The 22827-nt window shown below is 39.5% G+C and carries 22 protein-coding genes; 16 read left to right on the top strand and 6 right to left on the bottom strand.

From position 1 onward, the window contains the following. Nucleotides 1–99 precede the first annotated feature (99 nt). Nucleotides 100–1698 (top strand): hypothetical protein, encoded by a 1599-nt coding sequence (locus EHQ24_RS15585; protein WP_135602557.1) that lies wholly within the window; start codon nucleotides 100–102, stop codon nucleotides 1696–1698. Here EHQ24_RS15585 and EHQ24_RS15580 read toward each other — a convergent pair. Then, a complete protein-coding gene (locus tag EHQ24_RS15580; protein WP_135602556.1) occupies nucleotides 1679–3211 on the bottom strand; it encodes a histidine kinase dimerization/phosphoacceptor domain -containing protein in 1533 nt (510 codons plus the stop codon). The two genes, EHQ24_RS15585 and EHQ24_RS15580, sit on opposite strands and share 20 nt — an antisense overlap. Before the next feature lie 144 nt (nucleotides 3212–3355). Between EHQ24_RS15580 and cmk the strand changes: the two genes are divergently transcribed. The 7 genes from cmk (at nucleotide 3356) to fabG (ending at nucleotide 9333) form a co-directional block, all read left to right on the top strand. Continuing rightward, complete coding sequence (gene cmk, locus EHQ24_RS15575; protein ID WP_135602555.1) at nucleotides 3356–4108, top strand: (d)CMP kinase; 753 nt, start codon at nucleotides 3356–3358, stop codon at nucleotides 4106–4108. Nucleotides 4109–4128: 20 nt separating this feature from the next. Then, nucleotides 4129–5829: a 30S ribosomal protein S1 gene (locus EHQ24_RS15570; protein ID WP_135602554.1), complete on the top strand. Its 1701-nt coding sequence runs from the start codon at nucleotides 4129–4131 to the stop codon at nucleotides 5827–5829. A 4-nt stretch (nucleotides 5830–5833) separates the two neighbouring features. Continuing rightward, nucleotides 5834–6580 (top strand): tetratricopeptide repeat protein, encoded by a 747-nt coding sequence (locus EHQ24_RS15565; RefSeq protein WP_135602553.1) that lies wholly within the window; start codon nucleotides 5834–5836, stop codon nucleotides 6578–6580. A gap of 3 nt (nucleotides 6581–6583) precedes the next feature. Further along, complete coding sequence (gene hisG / locus EHQ24_RS15560) at nucleotides 6584–7198, top strand: ATP phosphoribosyltransferase (protein ID WP_135602552.1); 615 nt, start codon at nucleotides 6584–6586, stop codon at nucleotides 7196–7198. 67 nt (nucleotides 7199–7265) lie between these two features. Beyond that, on the top strand, nucleotides 7266–7466 hold the full coding sequence (gene rpmF, locus EHQ24_RS15555; protein ID WP_015679024.1) for a 50S ribosomal protein L32: 201 nt from the start codon (nucleotides 7266–7268) through the stop codon (nucleotides 7464–7466). A gap of 5 nt (nucleotides 7467–7471) precedes the next feature. Then, nucleotides 7472–8494, top strand: a complete 1023-nt coding sequence (plsX, locus tag EHQ24_RS15550) for a phosphate acyltransferase PlsX (RefSeq protein WP_135602551.1) — start codon at nucleotides 7472–7474, stop codon at nucleotides 8492–8494. 77 nt (nucleotides 8495–8571) lie between these two features. Beyond that, complete coding sequence (gene fabG / locus EHQ24_RS15545) at nucleotides 8572–9333, top strand: 3-oxoacyl-ACP reductase FabG (protein ID WP_004787563.1); 762 nt, start codon at nucleotides 8572–8574, stop codon at nucleotides 9331–9333. A 133-nt stretch (nucleotides 9334–9466) separates the two neighbouring features. Here fabG and EHQ24_RS15540 read toward each other — a convergent pair whose 3' ends face one another. The 3 genes from EHQ24_RS15540 to EHQ24_RS15530 all read right to left on the bottom strand — a co-directional run bounded on the left by EHQ24_RS15540 (nucleotide 9467) and on the right by EHQ24_RS15530 (nucleotide 14088). Continuing rightward, nucleotides 9467–10588 carry a P-II family nitrogen regulator gene (locus tag EHQ24_RS15540; RefSeq protein WP_135602550.1) on the bottom strand — a complete coding sequence of 374 codons (1122 nt, stop codon included), beginning with the start codon at nucleotides 10586–10588 and terminating at the stop codon, nucleotides 9467–9469. Beyond that, nucleotides 10585–12495: a DUF1538 domain-containing protein gene (locus tag EHQ24_RS15535; RefSeq protein WP_135602549.1), complete on the bottom strand. Its 1911-nt coding sequence runs from the start codon at nucleotides 12493–12495 to the stop codon at nucleotides 10585–10587. The genes EHQ24_RS15540 and EHQ24_RS15535 overlap by 4 nt, the downstream gene beginning before the upstream one ends. Nucleotides 12496–12600: 105 nt before the next feature. Continuing rightward, entirely contained in the window at nucleotides 12601–14088 is a 1488-nt protein-coding gene (locus EHQ24_RS15530) for a sulfurtransferase (protein WP_135602548.1), read from the bottom strand. 375 nt (nucleotides 14089–14463) lie between these two features. On the opposite strand from EHQ24_RS15530, the gene acpP reads away from it, so the two are divergent. Genes acpP through EHQ24_RS15500 form a run of 6 tightly spaced genes read left to right on the top strand, consistent with a single transcriptional unit; the run spans nucleotide 14464 to nucleotide 18640 of the window. Then, nucleotides 14464–14697, top strand: a complete 234-nt coding sequence (gene acpP / locus EHQ24_RS15525) for an acyl carrier protein (protein ID WP_100744393.1) — start codon at nucleotides 14464–14466, stop codon at nucleotides 14695–14697. A gap of 52 nt (nucleotides 14698–14749) precedes the next feature. Then, nucleotides 14750–15478 carry a ribonuclease III gene (rnc, locus tag EHQ24_RS15520; protein WP_135602547.1) on the top strand — a complete coding sequence of 243 codons (729 nt, stop codon included), beginning with the start codon at nucleotides 14750–14752 and terminating at the stop codon, nucleotides 15476–15478. Then, complete coding sequence (locus EHQ24_RS15515; RefSeq protein WP_244310488.1) at nucleotides 15478–15939, top strand: NUDIX domain-containing protein; 462 nt, start codon at nucleotides 15478–15480, stop codon at nucleotides 15937–15939. Before rnc ends, EHQ24_RS15515 begins: the two co-directional genes overlap by 1 nt. Continuing rightward, nucleotides 15936–17027, top strand: a complete 1092-nt coding sequence (aroB, locus tag EHQ24_RS15510; protein WP_135602545.1) for a 3-dehydroquinate synthase — start codon at nucleotides 15936–15938, stop codon at nucleotides 17025–17027. Before EHQ24_RS15515 ends, aroB begins: the two co-directional genes overlap by 4 nt. Nucleotide 17028: 1 nt before the next feature. After that, on the top strand, nucleotides 17029–17925 hold the full coding sequence (locus tag EHQ24_RS15505) for a mechanosensitive ion channel family protein (RefSeq protein ID WP_135602544.1): 897 nt from the start codon (nucleotides 17029–17031) through the stop codon (nucleotides 17923–17925). Beyond that, a complete protein-coding gene (locus EHQ24_RS15500; protein WP_208725838.1) occupies nucleotides 17900–18640 on the top strand; it encodes a toxin-antitoxin system YwqK family antitoxin in 741 nt (246 codons plus the stop codon). The genes EHQ24_RS15505 and EHQ24_RS15500 overlap by 26 nt, the downstream gene beginning before the upstream one ends. A 67-nt stretch (nucleotides 18641–18707) precedes the next feature. On the opposite strand, the gene EHQ24_RS15495 is transcribed toward EHQ24_RS15500, so the two are convergent. Then, nucleotides 18708–19727: an LIC_10230 family protein gene (locus EHQ24_RS15495; RefSeq protein WP_135602542.1), complete on the bottom strand. Its 1020-nt coding sequence runs from the start codon at nucleotides 19725–19727 to the stop codon at nucleotides 18708–18710. Nucleotides 19728–19738: 11 nt separating this feature from the next. After that, on the bottom strand, nucleotides 19739–20725 hold the full coding sequence (locus EHQ24_RS15490) for a hypothetical protein (protein ID WP_135602541.1): 987 nt from the start codon (nucleotides 20723–20725) through the stop codon (nucleotides 19739–19741). A 60-nt stretch (nucleotides 20726–20785) separates the two neighbouring features. Here EHQ24_RS15490 and EHQ24_RS15485 point away from each other — a divergent pair, with 60 nt between their 5' ends. Together EHQ24_RS15485 and EHQ24_RS15480 are read left to right on the top strand one after the other, a co-directional pair. Continuing rightward, complete coding sequence (locus EHQ24_RS15485; RefSeq protein ID WP_208725837.1) at nucleotides 20786–22138, top strand: ABC transporter permease; 1353 nt, start codon at nucleotides 20786–20788, stop codon at nucleotides 22136–22138. Next, nucleotides 22131–22826: an ABC transporter ATP-binding protein gene (locus tag EHQ24_RS15480; RefSeq protein ID WP_135602540.1), complete on the top strand. Its 696-nt coding sequence runs from the start codon at nucleotides 22131–22133 to the stop codon at nucleotides 22824–22826. The genes EHQ24_RS15485 and EHQ24_RS15480 overlap by 8 nt, the downstream gene beginning before the upstream one ends. The last annotated feature ends 1 nt before the right edge of the window (nucleotide 22827 follow it).

The following is a 22827-nucleotide window of genomic DNA, read 5'->3' as shown; positions in this document are numbered from 1 at the left end:
TTCTATAAAAACAAAAAACATAAGAATCTTGTTTCTACCCATGATGATGGTCACTAGAAACAAGATTTCTTTTAAAACAAAATTCAAACGAGTATAAAAATGAAAAGTATAGAGTTTCAGAGCATTGATAGAAAAAAAAGAATCTACATTCTGTTTTCTACTTTTATATTCCTCATCGGTATAAACCTAAACGCTGAAGTAAAAAAAGAAAACCAAGTTTTAGATTGGGATCCTGGCCGTAAACAGTTCATACATAAAAATGTAACTTTAGAAGAACTTGGCCTCAAGTCACAAACACATTATATTTTGGAAAACTTTTCCATCCATTCCCAGTTGGATCATACACCGATCCCTCTAGAACAAGTAGAAGGAAATTTAAAGTTATTAACCTTAGGATTTCATCTTCGTAAAATAGAATCCAAATTCCAAACCATTTCCACTTTGTCTGGATCAAAAGAAAGAATCACAAATTTTCCTTCTAAGGTAATTGTCCGGGTTGATGCACCTTACGCATATTCGCCGACAGATTATTTTGATTCGAAAGTTGGTTTAAAAAACACTGCACTGACAATTCCTCCAGCAGAATCCAATGGAAATTGGAATAGTGAATTGTGGTTTGCTCCCAAATGGGATTTCCCTGTATTGAGCACATTTGCTTTTGAAAGGATCATTGATACGGCAACTTGCCCCGATTCCATTTATCATGAATACACTCATTTAATCACAGGGAAGTACCTTGGAAACAATGCCATTGGTCGTTCGCTTGCAGAAGGTATTTCTGATTATTATGCTGCTTCCTTATTAAATTACCCGGAACTTTATACACATAAAACCTGTGAAGCTGTCAAACGCCAACTTCTAGTTTCTTCCTTTCGTTTGGATAAACAAATTGGTTTTTATGATGCGGCCATTGAGTCCGATTTTAAAAAAGATTTTACCTTCATTCCCTCTTTACTTTGGCAATATAGAGAACTTGTTGGTGCTGAGTTAGCCGATGTTACGATCTTTCAAGCGATCACAAAAACAAATGCAGGGGATCGGTTTTTTCCAGAGTTCATCAATACTCTTTCTTCTTCTCTTTTTACCGAATTAAAAAAACGAAATGGAGAAGAAAAGGCCAGGGAAGTGGCCTTACAAATGGAAAATAAAGTTTTGATTCCTCACGGATTGTATTCAAAAATGAGTCGCAACCAATCTGTATTTTCAGTATTTCCAAAAACCTTGGTTCGTGTTCCTAATTCAGATGAAAAATCAAATGAGTTTTGTAATACAAAGAATGAATTGGAATTTTATTGGCAGGAAGTTGGTGTTGAAGAACCTACACTTCGGTTTTATTGGAATTGTAACCAAGTGAAACTTCCACTTGTGATTCAAATGGAACAGACAAACCCAATGAATTATTTGTTTTCTTCTAACTTACATTTTCTAAATGGAAAATTGAAATTCGCAAGTATCAGTGCAGACAAACCCAATCCAAAGTTATCCAAGGAAAACCAAGTTTTATATCTCCAAATGTATCGTTATATCAAAGATAATTATTTTTATCGAAATACTATGGAGAAGGAAGTTCGGTTGTATTTAGATGGTGGCAATGATTCGAATCATGTAGAAAATATCCGAATGGAATTTGCTTATCTCGGTAGTTCTAAAAAACGATTTCGGTATACTTTTGCGGCTTTTAAGGATGGGGTTTACTGATAGGGAAATTGAATTGGCATTTGGCACCTTGATTCCCTTGGAAACTAACCGTTCCTTGGATTTGTTGAACAAGCATCGTCACTAAAGTAAGTCCAAAACCCAGGTTTTCTGGGTTAACCTTTTTTAGGTCAAAACCTCTTCCGTTGTCACTAATGAGTATTTGGAAGTTTTGGCCTTCGATCCATGTTTTGATGGTAATGATTAAATCTTTGTTTGGTTCTCTCGCATATTTCAAACTATTTGTGAGAAGTTCGTTGGTAATGATCCCAATCGCCTGTAGTTGATCTGCGGATAATTCTTGTTTGGTGATTTCTGTATTTAGTTTTACAGGAAAAGGAAATAGGGAGATCACTTGTTCCGCAAGAGGAATTAAGTATTCGTCTAACGGTAATTCTCGGATGCCTTTGCCGGAATACAGTTTGTCATACAAAAGAGACATGGTTTTGATCCGACTTGTGGCATCCTTAAGAGAGTTTTTTACATCTACATTTGTTTGTGACCCTGCTTGCAAATCGAGGAGATTGTAGAGGATCGTCATATTGTTTTTGATTCGGTGGTGGACTTCTCTTAAAATTAATTCTTTTTCAGAAAGTAGGGATTTTACCTTTGCTTCGGCAGTTTTCCTTTCTGTGACATCATGAACGATGGAAAAAAGAAGATGGCGGTTGTTTGTTTCAATCGGAGTGGAATAAACTTCTACTTGTTTGGTGGTTCCATTTGCCAGTTTGTGTGGAAAAGAAAAATAACTTCTTTCTTCGGCAAGGGCACGCATTCTTTCTTCTTTGACTTGTTCTGCCGGTAAAATGTTTATCTCATCAATTTTCATCTTGGTCAGAACTTCATGAGGGTAACCGTAGTATGCCACTGCAGCTTGGTTGGCATTGATGATTTCACCTGTATGTGGTTCGATGATGAGCATTACGGAAGAATTTTTTTCAAAAAAATTACGAAACCTTCCTTCGCTTTCCGTTAACCTTTCCGATACAATCGATTTTTCAATGGCAATACTCACAAGGTCTGCCGTTTCCGTAATGATAAAGATATCAAACTCACTTGGGCCTAAAATTTCTTTATGATAAATGGCGAAGGTGCCAATGACTTCGTTTTTATGCGAACGAATGGGTTCCGACCAACAAGAATAAAGGCCCACACTGAGAGCTATGTCTTTATAATTTTTCCACAAGGGGCTTTTGCTAATGTCTTCTACAATGACTCGTTTGCCTGTGTAAGCCGCTGTCCCACAAGAACCAACTTCGGGTCCAATGGTAACACCATCAATGGCCTCATTGTAAATTTTAGGAAGTGAGGGAGAAGCTCCCATTTTTATTTTTGAATTTTCGATAAGAATGACAGTGCAGATCATTCTGGGATTTAGAGTTTCAATCCCAAATACAATTTCATTTAAGACTTTGGTGAGAGGAGCGTTTCCTACGATGAGTTCTAGGATCCCACTTCGGAAACATTCGAAGTCGGCAATGCGTTCAGGATCTAGATTGCGATTTCTTAGTTTCACTAGCACCTGCCCTGAATCGCTTAAGTTATCGGGGGCGAAGTTGAATTGTCAAGGTAAAATCGTTTACCACCGGTTAGCCTTTGTTCTCTAAAAGAATTCCTCTGGACGAAATCAATTCCCCTTCTAGTTTTAGAATTTGAAACTATGAGTCTCCTGAATATCGAAAACGTCATTGCCATTGATGGGCCAGCCGGCTCTGGAAAAAGTACACTTGCACGAATGATCGCCCATAAAATCGGATATCTTTATCTGGATTCGGGAGCTTATTACCGAGCATTAACTCTTGCTATATGGGAAAAATTTTTAACAACCGGTGAAGAGGAGTCTAAATTTCCTTTTTTCGTAGAAAGATTGGCTGATGCCACACTCCTAGAAAAAGACGAAGTAGAGTTCGGATTTTCCGTGGCGAAAATTCCCGTACATTGTGAACTTTCGTCCAGTGGAGAAAATTTAATGTTCCTGGGTGAAAGAGACATAAGTCTTGATATTCGCGATCCAGAGATCACTAAAAAAATTCGGTACATTGCGCCCAAACGTGCTTTCCGTGAAATCCTGAACCATCATATCCGTGAATTTGCCAAAACTCACAAATTGGTGATGGATGGCCGAGACATTGGGACAGAAGTATTTCCTAAATCCAAATTCAAATTTTTTCTGACTGCCTCTGTGGAAGTGCGGGCCAAACGCCGATACGATGAGTTAGTTGCAAAAGGCTTCAAAGCCGACCTAAACCACATTCAGGACGAAATTGCGGCCCGGGACGAAAGTGACACCACCCGTACTGTGGCTCCCCTGAAACAGGCTTCCGACGCAATCCTAATTGACACGAGCACCCTCGACACAGAAACTGTCCTAAATACTATCCTGTCCAAGGTTTCATCCTCTGGGCAAATCTAGGTTTTGTATCCCGGTAACCATTGAATTCAACCAACCCATCCTCCCCCAAAAATGAGACCACTTCCTTCGGCGAATTATTAGAGAAGTGGGAATCGCAATCACAAGCACAAGAACAAGAAAACTCCGCAGGAAAAGGTACCCTCATTGAAGGGACTGTAGTCGATGTCATTGGTGACACTGTTTTCCTTGATATTGGAGAAAAATTGGAAGCTCGTGTCTCACGTGAAGACTTCTCTGAAACGCCAAAACGCGGTGAGAAAGTCAGTGCGATCATTAAGAAGCGGGTCGACGGATATTGTGTCCTCTCCAAAAAAGAAGCGGACCAAAGAGTTGGTTGGGAAACCATCAAAGACGCAAGTCAAAACGGTTATCCCCTCTCTGGTAAAATTGTCGGAGAAGTTAAAAACAAAGGATACCTAGTTGAAAGCGAAGGAATTCAATTGTTCCTACCTGCCTCTCACGTAGGGGTTCGTTTTAAAGAATCCACAGAAGGTGGAAAAGAGTTTTCATTCAAAATCATTGAACTCAACGAAAAAACAAGAACCGGTGTGGTCTCTCGTAAAACTCTCCTCGACGAGATCAACGGCGAGAAGTGGGAAGAACTTCTTGGCAAAGTAAAAGTTGGGGACAAAGTGAACGGTAAGGTTGTGAAAATTGCCAATTTTGGTGTTTTCCTTTCTGTTTACGAAGTGGTAGGACTTCTCCGCCAAAACGATATTTCTTACAAAAAATTTGCTCCTTTCAAACAATACTTCAACATCGGTGCCGAAGTGGAAGTGGTTGTTCTGGAAGTTGATAAAGAGAACAACAAACTATCTCTTGGAATCAAACAACTCTATGAAGATCCATGGATTTGGGCGAAAAAAGAACTCGAAAAAGGTATGGTGGTTCGCGGAATCGTAACCTCTCTCACTAATTTTGGTTCTTTCGTCGAACTCAAAGAAGGACTCGAAGGTCTCATCCATACAACAGAACTTTCTTGGGCGAAAAAACCACCTCATCCAAAAGATGTTTTGAAAAAAGGCCAAGAAGTAGATTCTGAAATTTTGGACATTGATTTCGAAGCAAGACGATTGTCACTCGGACTCAAACAACTCCTTCCTAACCCTTGGGAAGCTCTTTCTGCTAACGTTCGTGCCGGAAACGTGCTCGAAGGTAAAATCACAGGAATCACTAAATACGGTGCTTTCGTAGAAGTGGAAAGTGGAATCGAAGGACTCATTCATATCTCTGACATCACTTGGGATGAAAAAGAAAAGAATCCATTAAACCTCCTTAAAAAAGGCCAATCGGTTCAATACAAAATCCTTGATGTCAACTTAGATGCACAACGAATCAGCTGTGGTCTGAAACAACTTTCAGAACATCCATACGAAGCTCTTCGCAAAAAATACCCACCGGGTACACTTGTAGAAGGTCGTGTGAAGTCGATTGTTAGTTTTGGTGTTTTCGTAGAAGTAGAACCTGGTTACGAAGGCCTCGTTCACATCTCTGAAATTCCGGATGGTCGCAACATTAAGTTAGAGGATCTTTACAAAGTGGGCGATTCGGTTCGCACAGTTGTTGTCAAAATTGAACCTAACAATAAGAAAATTTCTCTCTCTATCAAAGACTTTGATAAAGCAGTAGAACGTGAAGAGATGGCGAAATACATGAAGGAAGACAACCAACCTTCACGTGAATCCATCGGTTCTTTTATGAATTTAAACCAAAACCGATAGGTCTATGGATAAGTTTCATAAAAAAAACCAAATCGAACAAAAGAAACAAGCAGAACTCATCCAAAAGGATGAGTTCGCTGATTTTGAAGGTTCCAAAGCAGAATTAGCATTTTTAAAGTTCACACATTTTTTGGCGCGCAATCGTAAGTCCGTTTTTATCGGTCTTGCTTCCGCCATTGTTGTGTTAGCTGTGATTATCGGATTCTTCGAATACCGAGCGTATTTGTTTGAAAAAGAAACGGTCACATTGGAAGATTTGAAACTCACTCAACAGAAATCGAAAGCTGGTCTTGATGTTCAAATCCAAAGTTTAGAAACCTTTCTACAAAACCAAAGCACCGGTAAAATGGAACTTAGGGTTTGGAAGGATCTTTCTAAACTTTACGCCGAAAAAGGAGAGTTCGGAAAAGCTGCCGGATATCTCGAAGACGCTGCTAAAAAAATTGATACTCCTAAAGAAATCAAAGCTCTTTATTTTTACGTTGCTGGTAATTACCGTGAACGTGAAAAAAACAACACAAAGTCTTTAGAAAATTATAAAATTGCTGCTGCGGTGATCGAACCAGCAAGAGAACTCAATGGTTTTAAAGCATGGTCTTATTACCAAGCAGGTCGCTTGTCTTACCTTAACGGAGACAAGGCGGGTGCCAAACAGTATCTTGAAAAAGCAGTCAAACTAGACGCGGCAGAATCTGGGGAAGATGTGAAACTCCTTTCTAGTTATTTACTCCTCAAACTCGGGAAAAACTAACCTATGCTAACTTTGGCTCTTCCGAAAGGTAGGCTTGCCGAAGAAACTGCGGTTCTTTTGTTATCCAAAGGATGGTTGAAAACTCTGCCATCCGAGGGTTCGAAAGAACTCACCTTTGTCTCCGAAGACAAACGCCTCCGCCTTTTATTTGTCAGATCCCAAGATGTTTGCACTTATGTGGAAGAAGCAGCAGCCGATGCTGGCATTGTGGGTTGGGACATCCTCAGAGAAGGTGGATTTGACCTCATTTCCCCTGTGGATTTGAAACTAGGGGCTTGTCGGCTTTCTCTAGCATCCTTTCCTGACTTTGATCTATTTGCCAAACGTTCCAAAGTACGTGTGGCCACCAAATACCCGAACCTTACTCGTGAATATTTTTTTTCCAAAGGGATTTCCTGCGAAATCATCAAACTCTATGGCTCGATTGAGCTTGCTCCCATTGTGGGCCTTTCAGACTGTATTGTGGACTTAGTTTCCACTGGTGGAACCCTAAAAGCCAATGGTTTGAAGGAATTTGAGTCGATTTTATACAGTACAGCCCGTTTGGTCTGCAATCGTTCCTCTTTTTATCACAAACACACCGAATTACGGTCTCTTATCGAGAGCCTAGAAAATTAAAATATTGTTTTCACATTCGTTTTCCAAAACATAGTAAAAACCAGTTATAATTCCATAGAGGATAGCCATGGCAGTCCCAAAGAGACGTAAATCAAAATCGAAAGTTAGAACAAAAAGAGCCCATCACGCGATAGGCAAACCTAACTTAAACCCGTGTTCCAATTGTGGATCATTTGTTCTGTCCCACCGTGTTTGCCCTTATTGCGGTTTTTATAAGGGAAAACTCGTAGTCGCTCAAAAAGTTAAAAAAACGACCGAAGATAACTAACCGTTATGTGGGTCGCCGTGGACGCGATGAGCGGAGATTACGGCCCTGAAGGTATCGTCGAGGGCGCGATACTGGCAGTTCGAGAATTCGGATTGTCAGTTTATCTCGTTGGCGACGAACAAGAGTTACTTGATATCCTGTTGAAATTTGATTATGACACTGAGAAAGTCCGTGTCATTCATTCTACTGAAATCATCGGTATGAATGATTCTCCTTCGATAGCAGTCCGCGCTATGGAGGATTCTTCCGTAGTCAAAGCAGTTCGTTTAGTAGCAGATAAAGAATGTATCGGTGTGTTTTCTCCTGGAAACACAGGTGCTACTATGGCCGCCGCTTTGTTACATCTCGGCCGCCTACCTGGCGTTTTGCGCCCACCCATTGCGGCTCATATACCAAGAGAAGAAGGGCCACCTGTACTTCTGTTAGATGCCGGTGCTAACGTAGATTGTAAACCCGAATACTTAGCACAATTTGCAGTGATGGGTGAAATTTATTCTCGTGAACTTTTTGGAATTCAAAATCCCAAAGTTGGAATCCTTTCCAATGGGGAAGAAGACAAAAAAGGAAATACGGTTTCTGTAAAAACCTTTGATCTCTTAAAAAAAATCCCATTTAACTTTGTAGGAAACGTAGAAGGTCGCGATCTTTATGGTGGTGGTCGTGAAGTAGACGTTGTGGTTTGTGATGGTTTTATTGGGAACATTGTTCTCAAAGCAACAGAAGGCCTTGCGAAATCTATATTCAATGTTTTAAAAAATTCCATCAGACAATCCAGTCTTGCACAAACTGGTGCCTTACTTTTAAAATCAACTTTTAACGCCGTGAAAAAACGTTTAGACTATGCGGAATATGGCGGTGCACTTCTACTCGGTGTAGAAGGGATTTGTATGATTGGTCATGGCTCATCCAATGCATTGGCAGTTAAAAATGCTGTGCGTGTCATTGCTGAGTGCGCCAAACATGGAATTAACGAGAGGATTCGAACCAGGCTCGGTGAATACAAAACAATACTCGGTGATTCGGCTTAGAAACCAGTAGGATTCATTTTAATTGATTTAGTTTAGAAAATGTTTTTAGGAATTAGAAAAAAAGAGGAAAAAACCAAATGATTAGTTTATCAGGAAAAACAGCCATCGTAACAGGTGGAGCAAGAGGAATTGGAAAAGCAACTTGTTTGAAACTAGCTTCTCTTGGAGCTAACATCGTTGTAGCGGATATGAACCCAGAAGCAACGAATGCAACAGCTGAAGAATTAAAATCGAAAGGTTACAAAGCAATCGCAGTAGTAGCAAACGTTTCTGTAGAAGAAGATGCTCAAAAACTAATTGATTCAGCAAAAAAAGAATTTGGAACTGTAGACATCCTAGTCAATAACGCAGGGATCACTCGTGACACTCTCCTTATGAGAATGAAAAAAGAGCAGTGGGACTCTGTCATTGCAGTAAACCTTACTGGAACTTATCTTTGTACACAAGCTGCCATCAAAGTTATGATGAAACAAGAAAATGGTGGATCGATCATCAACCTTTCTTCTATCTCTGGTGAAAACGGAAACATTGGACAAACAAACTACTCTGCATCTAAAGCAGGTGTGATTGGTTTTACGAAAGCTGTGGCTCTTGAAATGGCTTCTAGAAAAGTTCGTTGTAACGCAATCGCTCCAGGTTTTATCGCAACTGAAATGACAGAAGCAATTCCTGAAAACATCAGACACGGTATGGTGCAAGCAATTCCACTCAAACGTGCTGGTCTTCCAGAAGACATCGCAAACGGAATTGCATTCCTAGCATCTGATGCCTCTTCTTTTATCACAGGACATATCCTTGATATCAATGGTGGTGGATTTTTACCAGGTGGCGGTCACTAAGATTTAGATACTTTAGTAACTTAGTAACCATCACTTAAATTCTCGTGATGGTTGCTAAAGTGGTAACGATAGATTTCGATTCGTTACATTGGATCCCCTCATTCCGGATGTTTTCGGGTTTAGAGGGGATTTTTTATTTTTTCTGATTCCCTTTCGATTGATAAGAAAATGCTCTTGGAATCTCCATTGTGTATGCAATCCCCTCTGTTTCTTCTGCAAAAAATCTTAAAGCTTCTAGTTCAGAAATCACTTCGTTTAACATTTTTTTAGGGATGAGCAAATTTGCCGAATCACGTGCTGGGTTAAAGAGACTATTTTCTTCATCAAATTTGATTAGGCGGTCTTGGGAAATGGTTGCTCCTGAAATTCCGAGCTTCGAAAGTTTCATCAGCACTTTTTCAACAAAACCTTCTTTTGCATTGAGATGGATGTTGACACCTTCGAAATAATTTCTTTTTCGTGCACCCTTCCGGAAGTTCGTAAACTGCCTTCTCCAATCTATATTTCCATATAGATGATCTAAAGCCGATATGACTTGTTCCATGCTGGCTGCTTGTTTGGGCCCATCCAGACTGATCTTTGTGTTGATGAGTCCTCGTTTGATTGGATATTCAAAGATAAATCCTTTTCCAGGCAAATCGAGTTTCCCTGCCTCAATGATAAAGTCTAGCGCGTGTTCGGCGTCAGAAGAGTGGACAATTAACTTAACAATTTCTTTTTCCTTGGGGATTGTGATTCTGAGTAACCCAAGTCGGTCTCGTAAGCCCCGACCCACACCATAAGTAATGGTTGGAACTGCCACTCCATTTTCTAGGATGTAATGCGACATGGTGTCTGCGGCTCCTCTTTGGATGATACAAAAGATTCCGGTGAGCCCAGTAAATCCCATCGGTTTTGTTTTGATGGGATTTCGGTAGACTAGATTTTCTGCCATCGGACTAAATACGGAAATTTCTTCAGTATATATGGAACCATGGCCAGGAATGGTAAGGTCTGCCGATTCAATGATTTTGTTGAATAAAAAATCTTCTGTTTTCTTATCTGTAAGCACTTGAAAAATAACAACAGGTAAATTATACAACTGAGCACTGGAATATAGGTTCAAAAGAAAAATATGATTTCTTTTGAGGATAGGATACCTTCCGAGTTCATGAGAGAAGTAGGGTACACCTAAATCGGTAAATACTTTTTGAACGTCTTCTGCAATGTCTTTGTGAACAACAACGGTAAGTCGAATGGCTTGGCAATGATTCATTTTTCTTCTGCCTCAATATTTGATAGTGATTGTCTTCGGGATCTCTCCATCCACAATCCCATAATGAGCACTGTCAGTACCGGAAAGATTGCGGCGGAGGATAAAATTCCAAATCCATCCACAATGTTCAATTGGTTCCCGATTCCGAGTCCCAGAACAATGATTAGGGGAACAGTAATGGGTCCTGTTGTTACCCCGGCACTATCCCAAGCAATGTCGATGAACTCAGGTTTACTGAGTAAGGTTAAAAAAACGAGAAAGATATAAGAAGGTAGAAGGATGTACAAAAGTGGAATCCCTACAAAGATCTTTAAGATTCCCAGTAAAGTGCCGAGTCCTACCCCAATCCCTACTGCTTGGATGAGAACTGCTTTTTTTACGGTTCCAACTGTTACTTCTTCGACACTTGTCGCAAGAGCACTTAGCGCTGGTTCTGCGAGTGTGGCGCTATAGCCCAATAAAAAAGCAAACAGAAGTGCGACAAAATATCCCAAAAGATTATCTTCTTTGCCAAAAAGTGGTCCATGGATTGGCACATAACTGTAGATCTCTGATTGGGAATCATGGTTTTTTTCTCGAAACGGAATTTGAGAAAAAGACTTTTTATCTTTTAGATAAAAGAATTCTTCCTTTTTTCCCTGTTCATCCGTTGCGGTGATAACAATTTTTGGATCAAAGTTTCTAATTTCACGTGTGGAATCTGTAAGTTCAATGGAACGAAAAGAAGAGGGAAGTTTGTTCCCTACTTGACTTCCGAGTTTACTGAGTCCAAAAAAGATTCCAAAATTAAAAATTGCGAGTCCTAAAAAGACAAATAAAATTCCTAAATACAATTCATCTGTAAAAGGTAAACTTTCCCTTAAGATAATGTATAAAAAGAGAATCAAACATCCGGCTAAAGGAATGATGGCTTGGAGAGAACCGGAAAAACTTTCCAAAATTCCTTCGATGATTTTTACTAATTTGTTATGGATTGATAACTGGGTATTTTGTTCTTTCTCATGTGCTCCAAAAAGAGTTTCTGGATTTTTTTCTCCAAACATCAGTTTGGATTGTTCTACAGTGATTCCATTTCCAAAAAATTTTTCTTTAGACATTGGTTGGGGTAACTTTGGCGCAAAGTAAAGACCAACAACAAATACACTTAAGATGGGAAAGAGAGAAGCGAGTGTCACCACACCAAAACCTGTTGTGGTGTCGCTTGTGCGTGATGCTTTGGATACACCAAGACCCAATGCCACAATCAGTGGAACTGTGAGAGAACCAGTGGCTACCACACCGGAATCCCAAGCAAGTCCTGAAATTAATCTTAGGTTGTCGTTGTTAAAGGAATATATCGTGATCAAAATGAGAATGATCAAACTTGGTACTAAAAACTTAGATAAAGAAATTCCATAAATAATACGAATGATTCCAAATACGATAGAAAAACCAACACCAATCGCGATGCTAAGGAAAAGCACATCCGCACCTTCGTTGAGTAGATGAAACAACAATGGGGCATCCCAAGGATTCACAGCCGATCCGCTTTGTTTTAATACGGAGATGGCAGGTTCTGCGAGTGTGGCAACGATTCCCACAAACAAACAAAAAACCATGATTGTTAACAAGTTTGCTTTTTGCGGAAGTCTTAATCCAATTGTTTCACCAAGTGGCATGATGCCTAAATACAAACCTTCCATAAAAAAGGTTAAACCAAGGATAACAGCAAAAATTCCTAAAGAAATCACTCCTGCTTCTTTAATGGGGATTCTGAGTACAATGAGTTGGAACAATATTAGATAGGATACAACCCAAACGACTGACTTTGTTTGTTCCCAAATTTTTTTACGAAAGTAAGGGGTTATGAGTGCTAATGTTTCTTTAAATCCTATATGAATGGATTCTTCTTTTTCGTTCCTTGCCATTATGACAAACTGTCAGACAAAACATTTTTGAAAAGGGATTTTAAATAACAAAAGAATGTCTCCCGGCAGATGCCAGGAGACGAAGTGTGCAAACTGGGAAAGAGATTAGTACTTATACGCCTTATCTTCTTGGATGAATTTTTTTGTGGTTGTTGCTGTGAGATCAATACTAGGACGAACCACATGAGTTGGTTCATTGTACCAATGTTTTGTTGAAACATCTCCAATGTCAGTTCTCCATTTAAAGTCGGATGGTACTTGGTTCACGGCACTGGTTCCATGTCCTGCGACTAGAGCTGTCCATTCCACAAGTGAACCATCATAATACACAGTGGGATATCCAAGAATATTCAAAGATGCGAATCCATTGACTTGAGCCTCAAAATTGGTTCTACATTGACTAACGATCGTTGTTCCCGGAGTGTAAACTGCCCTTGTTGTATTAAACAGTGTTTTGAGTGCTGCTTTATCTAAATATTCATATCCGTCTGCATTATCTTTTAAAAGATCAGACCATGGGAATGTTTTTGAGGATTTGATATTTCCTTCAAAAGGAACAAATGTTTGGTTCCCCGCTGAAGCTGATGGTGCCCCAGAAGACTGGTAGGACGTAGTGATGTAAGCTGAGTTTGCTGGATTTGCTACAAGCGCATTTCTTGCAACATTCAATCCATCTGCAGTCCCATCGTATTGTATGGCAGGCCTAGCATCGATAATCTGTTGTTTGGCGGTAAGACCAGTGAGATTTGCATTTCCTCCTGATTTTGCAATTTCATAAATATCTTCGAGTCCTAATGTCAGGACAGTGTTGTCAACTCGCAACTGTTTTACTGAGAATCCACCATTTCGTTCTAAGTTGATTCCTGATCGACTGCTCGATAATGGAATTCCCGCTGCCGTTGCTTTTCTGTGTAAGTTACCATTGAGAATTGCCAAGTTTTTGATATCAGCTCCCCAATACCGCAACCAATACACGCCACGAGTGATCTCTTGCACAGCACCTGCGCCTGTTCCTTTGGCAGGATAGGCACCACCGGTGATTCCATTTCCAGTCCCTACGGCAAAGACCACTAAATCCTTCGAGAGATTGATTCCGAAGGTTTTCAACCAATCATCCACATATTGACCATTGGCTTGGTAACGAACTGAATCTTTAAATAAACCAGTATCTCTGGTTTGGTTGAAGCGAAAAGAACCACCGGATGCTAGTATATAGTCATCAAGAAGATATACATAAACTCCTTGGCTTGGATTTTCTGCTACATACGGTAATGCTGCACCACCGGTTACACGATTCGCCGCATCATGTTGTAAAATGATCAGGTTACCAGTGATATGGCTTGGTTTGTTTGCAGGCCAATTGTTCACAAATTTAGCCAAGGTTTGTGGTGTTATAAGTCCCCAATTGTTTTGGTTGTAATCATCTGCTGACTCGTTTACCAAATCGGTAGCGGAACTAACTTTGACTTGGTTTGCCGCAAATAGCAATAAACCTGCAAGTAAGGCATTGTTGTCTTCTTTCTTTTCTGTACAAGATACGGCAAAGGAAAGTAGGAGGAAAGTTGTGAATGTATGGATCCATTTTTGAGTCATGGAGTTCTCCTTATTTTTTATTCGTAAGGATGATTTCGTAATCACGAACGAATAGGGGAAGTTGTTTCCGCTATAGCAGAAGTTAAATCTGCTAAAATGGAGCAAAGCATTGGAAATCGGACTAGGATTTTGGAAATTCAGAAGTGTTGTGCTACTTCGTGTCCTTTTTTAGCAAATAGTCGCTTGTATGATCAGGTTAATTAACGTTAGGTGATGTTAGAACGATGTCAAAGGTTTCAAGAGGAAAATAATCTATTTAGACTTGCCAAAAATTCCGACAATTTCATTTTAAAAAAACGCTAGGCGTACATATATACCTGGCGGAAAACGATTTAACACTTGCCCCACTGTTCACAGTGGCCTGGAGGATATAAAATGGCAGATTTCGATAAAATTAAGTCAATCATCGTAGAACAACTTGGCGTTGATGAGTCAGAAGTTACACCTGAAGCTCACTTCATCAATGATCTTGGTGCTGACTCTCTTGATACAGTTGAGCTAGTAATGGCTCTTGAAGAAGAGTTTGGTGTGGAAATTTCTGACGAAGACGCAGAAAAAATCCAAACAGTTGGCGATGTAATTAAATTCATCGATAAACTTAAGGGGTAATTCCCAATCCAAAAACCGGGTTCCCCGAAAGAGGAACCCGGATCTTTGTACCTTGTCCGACTCGATTCGTATCAAACTTCCTCCCGAAAGAATTTCCTCTCTCAAAGAACTTCAATCTCTCACAAAAACACAATTTAAAGACATCTCTCTTCTCCACCTAGCGTTTGTTCATAGGTCATTTGCCAATGAAGACTCGGATCGTTATCTTTCTGATAATGAACGTTTGGAATTTTTGGGAGACTCTGTTCTTGGTATCTTAGCTGCTGAATTTTTATATAAATCCCTTCCAAAAGGAAAAGAAGGGAAACTTGCCAAATTAAAAAGTAAAATGGTGTCTGCGCCGGCCATTGCCAAACTAGCACGTAGTTACCGGTTCCCTGAGTTTCTCTTACTTGGCAGAGGGGAAAGGGAAAAGGGTGAATCCAATCTCAATCTCCAAGCAGATTGTTTTGAGGCCTTTCTAGGGGCATTGTATTTGGACCAAGGACTGACAAGTTGCCGAGAGTTTCTCACTCCACATTTCCAAACCATGGAAAAAGCGGTAGATGACGCGGAAGAAACAAAAGATTATAAAACCATTTTGCAGGAATTTTGCCAAAAGAAATGGAAAAAATTACCTGAATATACTGTTATGAAAGAAGAAGGCCCTGACCACGACAAAGAGTTCCAGGTGACTGTGGTTTGTGAAAATCACTTCCAATCCAATGGAGATGGGAAGAACAAACGTCGGGCAGAACAAATGGCAGCAAAGGCCGCCTTAAGATATTTAAAAATACTATGATTGATTTTTTAATAAAATCCAAATCGATGCGGGTGCGTGTGGCGGCCCTCATCCAAGATCCTAAGGGAAAAATTTTGCTTGTACAACAGCAGAAAAAACAATCCGGTTATTGGTTACTTCCCGGTGGTGGAATTGAATTTGGTGAGTCGGGAGAGGAAGCACTCAAACGAGAACTAAAGGAAGAATTGTCTTTAGAAGTGAGTAAAATCGATTTTTTATTTTTGAATGAATCCATTGATCCAAACAAAAAACGCCATCTCATCCAAATTGTTTTTTTAACAAAGGTAAAAGATTTATTACCGGTTCTCGATCCAAAAGAAAAAGCAATCTCAGGATTTGGTTATTTTACTACCAAAGAAATTTTGTCCATGGACATCAGGCCAGACATAAAAGATTACTTTCGAGCCAAAAGTTTAAATAAACCTAGATATATTTCCAGCCCATGGGTGAATGAACCATGAAGTTGTCGGAAAGAGAAATTATCGGTGAAGGTTTTCGTTACCCCATCGAATTACACGAAGACTTCCAGGGCCTTGCTGAAAAAATAAATGCACTGCCGAAGGTTTCCAAAGTTTATGTTCTCACCAGCCGCGAAATTGCGGGGATCTATGAAAAATATATTTCTAAAGAACTAAAATCACTAAGTGTCCCCTTTTCTTTTATCTATTTAAAACCCGGTGAAAAAAACAAACACATTGATCGTGTAAAAAAAGTTTATAACCAACTCATTGAAACGGAAGCAGATAGAAAGGCCGTGATCCTAGCGTTCGGTGGAGGGGTAGTGGGAGACTTCGCAGGATTCATTGCCGCTACTTACCAAAGGGGAGTGCGGTTTGTCCAGGTTCCTACAACAGTCCTTGCTTGTGTGGATTCCTCGGTAGGGGGTAAGGTCGCTGTGAATGTGGATTCTGGCAAAAACATGGTAGGAGCTTTTTACCAACCGGAATTTGTTTTTGCACCACTCTTTACACTTTCTACTTTGCCAGAAAAAGAATGGAGTTGTGGTCTTGCTGAGATCGCAAAACACGCATTTCTTGATGGCGGAAGTTTTTTAGAAAAAATAACTAATTCAAAACGTTCCGAATATTCTGAAAAATCGGCAATCCTTCGTTATGCGATTGAGGAGTCGGTTCGTGTGAAGTCTGGGATTGTGGCACAAGACGAAAAAGAATCGGGACTCCGTGCTGTTTTGAATTTAGGTCATACAACCGGCCATGCGATCGAATCATTAACTCAATATAAAAAATATTCTCATGGAGAGGCCGTGTCCATCGGCCTTGTCACAGCTTTATTATTATCTCGCGAGTTATCTGGATTTTCTGATTCCAATTTTAAAAAAGCAATCACTCTCATGAATCAATTGGAACTACCCACTTTATTAGAAGAAAAACCTGAATTAGTCCTAAAACATATGGAACATGATAAAAAGAAGGAAGGAAGTTCTTTGAAGTTTGTGTTACTAGAAGATTTTGGGAAACCAAAGTTTGGTGTTTCTGTAGAACGTAAAATGATTCTCGAAATTTTAAAACGCCAAAAAGGGAAATTCTAGAATGGGTGGAAGTAGCCTAAAAGAATTCTATTGGGATTTGAATCCACTCACCTTGCTCGTACGGTCGAATCGTGATTTTGCGGAAACTATGATCCTATTTGGATACATGGTTGTATTCGCTGTTTTCTCTTATAAAGTCACCATGATTCTTGTCGAAAGAATCAAACCAGCCCCCGATGCCGTTCATGAATACAATCGTAGAAAAGTAGCACGTATGGGTTTCCTTTTGGTTTTTGGAATTGCCTACCTCCCTGTTATTTTTTCTAGTTTATCTTTGCTTCCTACTGTCCTCGGTCTTGCCGGTGCGGGGATTGTCATTTCACTCAAAGAAGTTTGGCTGAACATGGTTGGGTGGTTTATGATTATGGGCGCCAATGGATTTAAAGTAGGAGACCGAATCGAACTCGATAACATCAAAGGTGATGTTGTGAACATTGGTTTTTTTAAGTTTACCTTACTTGAAATTGCATCCGACCCAAGGTTTGAACAGTCCACAAACCGGCTCATTCATTTTCCCAATTACAATATTGTTTTGCATCGATTCTTTATTGTTTCCGAAACTATGGATTTTGTTTGGGATGAGTTTAAAGTTTATTTAAATATCAATTCCAATTGGGAAAAAGCTGAAAAAATCTGTTCTCAAATCCTACATGAAGAACTGGTACTAGCACCCGAACTTGTGGAATCTAAAATCCGAGAAATGTCAAAAAACTATCTCGTGAGACTTGGCAAAACCACTCCAATCGTATATACTTCCTTAGAACCAGAGGGAACCATCCTTATGTGTTTAAGGTATTTAACACCAATTAGATCTAAACGTCTCAATCGAATTCTTATCTCTAAAGAAATTCTAACTAAGTTTAAAAATGAAAATGACATCCACATCTACACCCATTAAAGAAAGTTCGATTTGGATCTTTGTGTCCTTATTACTATTTGTATTGTTAGTTGGTTTGGTTTTTGGCCCATGTAAGGGTACGGTAACAAGACCAAGTTCTGTTCCCAAAGAAGCAGAGTATCAGAAAAAAACAAACTATTATAAACTAACCGCGGATGGTACCTATCGCGAGTGGTATGAAAACGGAAATTTAGTAACCGAAGTTCCCGTGAATGCCTTTGGGCAACCAAATGGAAAAAGTAACCGTTTGAATTACTTAAACGGAATTCCCATTATGGAAGGTAATTTTGTCAACGGCGACCGGGATGGGCTTTGGAAGTTTCATTTTTCTGACGGTAAACCTTATATCGAACTAAACTATCAGTCGGGGAATCGAAAGAAACAATTGTGGATCCAAACTGCGGAACTTGGAAATGAAACCGGCTCTTACCAAAGATACTTTCACAGTGGTCGTTTGAACGAAAAAGGTTTCTTTGATGGTGGTTTTCGCACAGGTGATTGGGTTCGTTATTACCCAGACACAAAAGTGGAAGAAAAAGGAAGTTATGAAAATGATAAGAAGGTTGGGGAGTGGTTTTATTATTATCCAACTGGAACCAAAGAAGCTTCAGAAGTCTATAATTCCGAAGGCGAACTTTTGAAACGTGTTACTTATTATCCGAACGGCCAGTTATGGTGTGTGGTGCAGAAAGGAAAAGACCCGGAGTGCCACTAATCTAATCTTTTAGTTAGCACTCTTAAACTTCGTCAAATCAAGGTTTGGTTCTGTTACAAAATTGGTTCTAAAATTCTGTGCTTTTACCGAATAATCCTAAATTGTTTTGGATGAGATCGATATTAAATAGAAGTAGGCTGAATAAAAAAGTTACAAACAGAACAATCACTACGGTGCTAAACATCGCCCAAAAACTATTCCTTAAAAATCGAAATTGTAAATAAGCAAAACTAACTGCAAAATTTTTCCAATTGTTAATGCTCGGTTCTCCTCCAACCTTTTTGTAGTTGAAGATATAAAACAAAGACAAAATCCCCAGTAAAAAGAATATAAAATAACTAAATTCGCTCACATAGTGTTTTTGTAAGAGAAAAAGTGGGATATAAATTAAGTTTCCAATCAAAATTCCAATGAGGATGATGATCGCAACATGGAATATTGGTGAAAAAATAGATCCTGTTTTTGTAGAACTTGGAGATCTACCTTCTTCTTCTAAGGAAGAAGAAAACTGTAAAGCCTGGAACCCTTCTGCCAATTCTTTGTTTTTTAGAATCCATCTGTAAGACAAAATACTTGAGATGTAAGTACAAACTAAAAATACAAAATAAAAATAGGAAAAAACCTCATTTTGAACCATGAGGTTGAGTTGGAAAAAAACCTTTGGTAAAAGAAAAACGAAAGAAATAGGATAAAATACGTTGGCAAGTACCTTATGAAACCAAACTCGGAAAACATAAGACACAGCTACGGAAAAACTTAACAATAAATAAAAAAGAGAAAGCCCTAGTAAAAGTTTTTGTCCCACAAGAACTCGTTTGATATTGTCTTTTGTTTCTTCTTGCTCTGTATCTACAGGCAGTTCTCTGGATTCTAATTCTACTAGGAAAGATTCTAAATAAGAAATCCGATTCAAAACTCCATTTTCAGAAACTACTTGAGGTTTCATGGCTTGAATGGCAGATTCCGAATTTTCGGAAGAAAAAGAATCGGGGAATTGAACGGAATAGTCAACAAAAAGAGAGTGGAGAATGACTAGTGCTATGAATAGAGGTGTAAGGATAGGAAGTTGTTTTTTGAATTTTTCCATAGAGGTTTAAATTATAAGATCACAAAAATAGTCATCATACCAATGGCAAGGACTACTAACATAATGATGTAGGGCATCAAGTGAAAACTTTCATCTGCAGAAAGTGTTTGGTTTTGTTTTGCTTTGGAAACTGCTGCTGTGGGGGAAGCAACAGAACTCATAATATTAGCAGCACCTAGTTGAGCATCAGTGGTTTTGATTTTTACAGAGTTTTCTTCCTCAATGATTTTTCCGTAAACTTGTTCATTGATTTTAATGACAACTTCCGAAAAATTTTTGTTATTCGAGATGTTAACAATTTTTGCCGCGATTTGTTTGATGGCTCCCGACTCTTCTTTGAGTTCTAAATTTCCTATGATTGAATCAGTGATGGCATCTCCAGGAACCAAACGGATATAAACGTTATCACCTGCTTTTAAGTCCACAAGAGGTGTTCCGTTTACTGGGGAAAGTTGGAACTTAAACTGAACAATTTGTTTGTCAGCAGGAATTAAAAATCCAGAAGATTGCGGAACAGGAGTGGGTGGAGGTGCTTCTTTTTTTGCGATCTCGTCTTCATCCACAGTTGTTCTGGTCATTTCAGCGGGAGAAATCAGTTCGAAATGAATTTCAACTTTTGGTTCTGAATTTCCAGCAGTTCTTTTGTGCATTTCGCTAAATACGAAGTCCAATCTGTCTGTTAGGTTGTGATCCATGTAGTGGAGGATCTCTTCTAAGAAACTTTCTGATCCAAATTTGGTTTTAATGAGTTCTTGTAGCGATTTGGTTATGTTTTTTTGTTGTTCGCCTTTGTAGATTACCCTTTGCATCCGGTTGTAAAAATCCTGAAACGTCGAGCGAATGGGCAAAAGCGAGAGCGGGCTTGTACACGAAACACCCTCATACTTCACCGATTTGGTTTCCACCGGGTCTATGACTGCCGCAATCATGGTGTAGACCATATTCGCTTCGTCTCGAAGGTTCACTTTGACAGAATAATAGTTTGGTGTCTCAGGCATAAGGTTCTTTTTTGACAGTATCCATCTTTAGAAGAAAGCTGTCAAAAAGATTAGGTCATCATGGGAATCGTCTCTTTAATCACAATCCGTTACATCCGAGGGTCCAGAGTTCTGGGTTTCCTCTCCATCAAATCCAGGCTGTCGTTCATTGTTATGGCGGTGGGAGTGGGACTCCTAGTAGTTGTCCTCTCCATTTTCAACGGATTCCAAAAACAAGTAAAAGAATCTCTCTGGCAAGGGGGGCCACACATCACAATTGAGAATTCCTATGGGTCAGGGGCGATTTATGATTATGAAAAGGTCATCGCGCACCTTAAGGATGATCCAAAACTTGCCGAGTCATTCGTTTCTGTGGAAGGAAATATCACTAGCCATGGTCTCATCCAAAGTAATAACAATTTTAATCCAATTATGATTCGTGCAGTCCCTGTGGACTCAATTGAAAAATTGGTGGAGAATGGACTTCCCAACTTTCCTAGGTTATTGCAATACGATCGTGATAAAATCCAATCCATCAATACTGAGAAATTGGTAGTAGTAGGAAAAGAAATGAGTGCCATCTATGGTTACGGTCTAGGTCGAGAAATCACTATGGCTGTTCCTGGTGGAAGGTTCACTGTGGAACGTGGGGTTCAAGTCAACGTTCAAACCTTTCGTTTGGCCGGACTTTTTAAAACAGGTTATTATAATTATGATTCTAAGTTTGTGTTTTTATCTCTTCCACAAGCCCAAGAATTTTTTAAAATGAAAGGTGCAGTCAACCAAGTAGCCATTAAGGTTCGTTCCCTTGATGATTTGAAATTGACCAAACATAGAATCTTATCCCGGTTAAACGAAGACAATTGGAATAAAAAAATCCAAGATGATACTTCCTGGTCTGTTCGAACCATCGCAGAAGAACAAGAAAACTTTTTGGCAGCACTCCGACTTGAAAAAACAATCATTTCTATTATTGTTTTTCTTTTTATCGTTCTTGCGGCCCTCGGGATGGTAGCAACAGTCCACTCTCTCATTCGTGCTAAAAGAAGATCCATTGGAACCTTAAAAGCACTTGGTCTTGCTTCTAATGATATCCTTCTCATCTTTACATTGAACGCAATGATCGTGGGAATTTTATCTTCCCTTGTTGGTGGGATGACCGGAATTTTTATTGCGACACAGCTAGAAGTCATCATCAATGCAATTTCTGAAATCATCAATGGTGTGGGAGGATTACTCAACCCAGGCGATTGGGATCCTGTGGAACTAGTTCCCAAAGATATTTATTACTTTGATCATATCCCTGTGGATATCGATATTTCCTTTATTTTTATGGTAACAACGGCAGCGACCATCCTTTCTGGGCTTGCAGGATATTTCCCTGCGCGTATGGCAGCCAATCTAAACCCTGTGGATACAATACGAAATGACTGATATGAATGTAAAACCAACTGTTTCTGTTCGCAAATTAGAAAAATACTACCAGGTTGTGGACAATAGATACCATATCATCTCCGGCCTTGATTTTGAAGTTTTACCTGGTGAGATTGTCTCTGTGGAAGGAGCTTCGGGAGTGGGGAAGTCCACACTTCTGAATATCCTTGGGGCCATGGATTCGTTTGACGACGGTGAGGTGGATGTTTGCGGAGTGAGCCTAAAAAATCTAAACGAAAAACAAAGAGAAAGTTTTCGTGCTGAAAAAATTTCTTTTATTTTCCAACAACATCTATTGTTACCAGACTTTACTGCATTAGAAAATGTGATGATGCCACTTCTGATTGCAAGGATGAATCCCAGTTTAGCAAAACAACGAGCCATTGAAATTTTACAAAAAGTAGGGCTTGGGGAGAGAACAGAAAGTTTTCCTTCCCAACTCTCCGGTGGTGAAAGCGCAAGAGTCGGTGTGGCACGTGCACTTGTGGGAAGAAGGCAACTCATCTTGGCAGATGAACCTACAGGGAATTTGGATCGTGATAACTCGCGCCATTTGATGGACCTTATCAAAGAACTCCAAAACGAATTTAAGTTTTCTTTAATTCTTGTGACACATGACTTGGAACTTGCCTCCATGGCTCACAAAAGAAATCGAATTGTATCCGGAAAGCTAACTCCCGTTACATAAA

Origin of the sequence: Leptospira noumeaensis (assembly GCF_004770765.1) — a bacterium.
GTDB classification, from domain to species: domain Bacteria; phylum Spirochaetota; class Leptospiria; order Leptospirales; family Leptospiraceae; genus Leptospira_A; species Leptospira_A noumeaensis.
This window is presented reverse-complemented; position numbering and strand designations above follow the sequence as displayed.

Coding starts and splice junctions, on each gene's coding strand:
- EHQ24_RS15585 (WP_135602557.1), top strand. CDS start 100: ATGAAAAGTATAGAGTTTCAGAGCATTGATAGAAAAAAAAGAATCTAC.
- cmk (WP_135602555.1), top strand. CDS start 3,356: ATGAGTCTCCTGAATATCGAAAACGTCATTGCCATTGATGGGCCAGCC.
- EHQ24_RS15565 (WP_135602553.1), top strand. CDS start 5,834: ATGGATAAGTTTCATAAAAAAAACCAAATCGAACAAAAGAAACAAGCA.
- hisG (WP_135602552.1), top strand. CDS start 6,584: ATGCTAACTTTGGCTCTTCCGAAAGGTAGGCTTGCCGAAGAAACTGCG.
- rpmF (WP_015679024.1), top strand. CDS start 7,266: ATGGCAGTCCCAAAGAGACGTAAATCAAAATCGAAAGTTAGAACAAAA.
- plsX (WP_135602551.1), top strand. CDS start 7,472: ATGTGGGTCGCCGTGGACGCGATGAGCGGAGATTACGGCCCTGAAGGT.
- fabG (WP_004787563.1), top strand. CDS start 8,572: ATGATTAGTTTATCAGGAAAAACAGCCATCGTAACAGGTGGAGCAAGA.
- EHQ24_RS15540 (WP_135602550.1), bottom strand. CDS start 10,588: ATGAATCATTGCCAAGCCATTCGACTTACCGTTGTTGTTCACAAAGAC.
- EHQ24_RS15535 (WP_135602549.1), bottom strand. CDS start 12,495: ATGGCAAGGAACGAAAAAGAAGAATCCATTCATATAGGATTTAAAGAA.
- EHQ24_RS15530 (WP_135602548.1), bottom strand. CDS start 14,088: ATGACTCAAAAATGGATCCATACATTCACAACTTTCCTCCTACTTTCC.
- acpP (WP_100744393.1), top strand. CDS start 14,464: ATGGCAGATTTCGATAAAATTAAGTCAATCATCGTAGAACAACTTGGC.
- aroB (WP_135602545.1), top strand. CDS start 15,936: ATGAAGTTGTCGGAAAGAGAAATTATCGGTGAAGGTTTTCGTTACCCC.
- EHQ24_RS15505 (WP_135602544.1), top strand. CDS start 17,029: ATGGGTGGAAGTAGCCTAAAAGAATTCTATTGGGATTTGAATCCACTC.
- EHQ24_RS15500 (WP_208725838.1), top strand. CDS start 17,900: ATGACATCCACATCTACACCCATTAAAGAAAGTTCGATTTGGATCTTT.
- EHQ24_RS15495 (WP_135602542.1), bottom strand. CDS start 19,727: ATGGAAAAATTCAAAAAACAACTTCCTATCCTTACACCTCTATTCATA.
- EHQ24_RS15490 (WP_135602541.1), bottom strand. CDS start 20,725: ATGCCTGAGACACCAAACTATTATTCTGTCAAAGTGAACCTTCGAGAC.
- EHQ24_RS15485 (WP_208725837.1), top strand. CDS start 20,786: ATGGGAATCGTCTCTTTAATCACAATCCGTTACATCCGAGGGTCCAGA.
- EHQ24_RS15480 (WP_135602540.1), top strand. CDS start 22,131: ATGACTGATATGAATGTAAAACCAACTGTTTCTGTTCGCAAATTAGAA.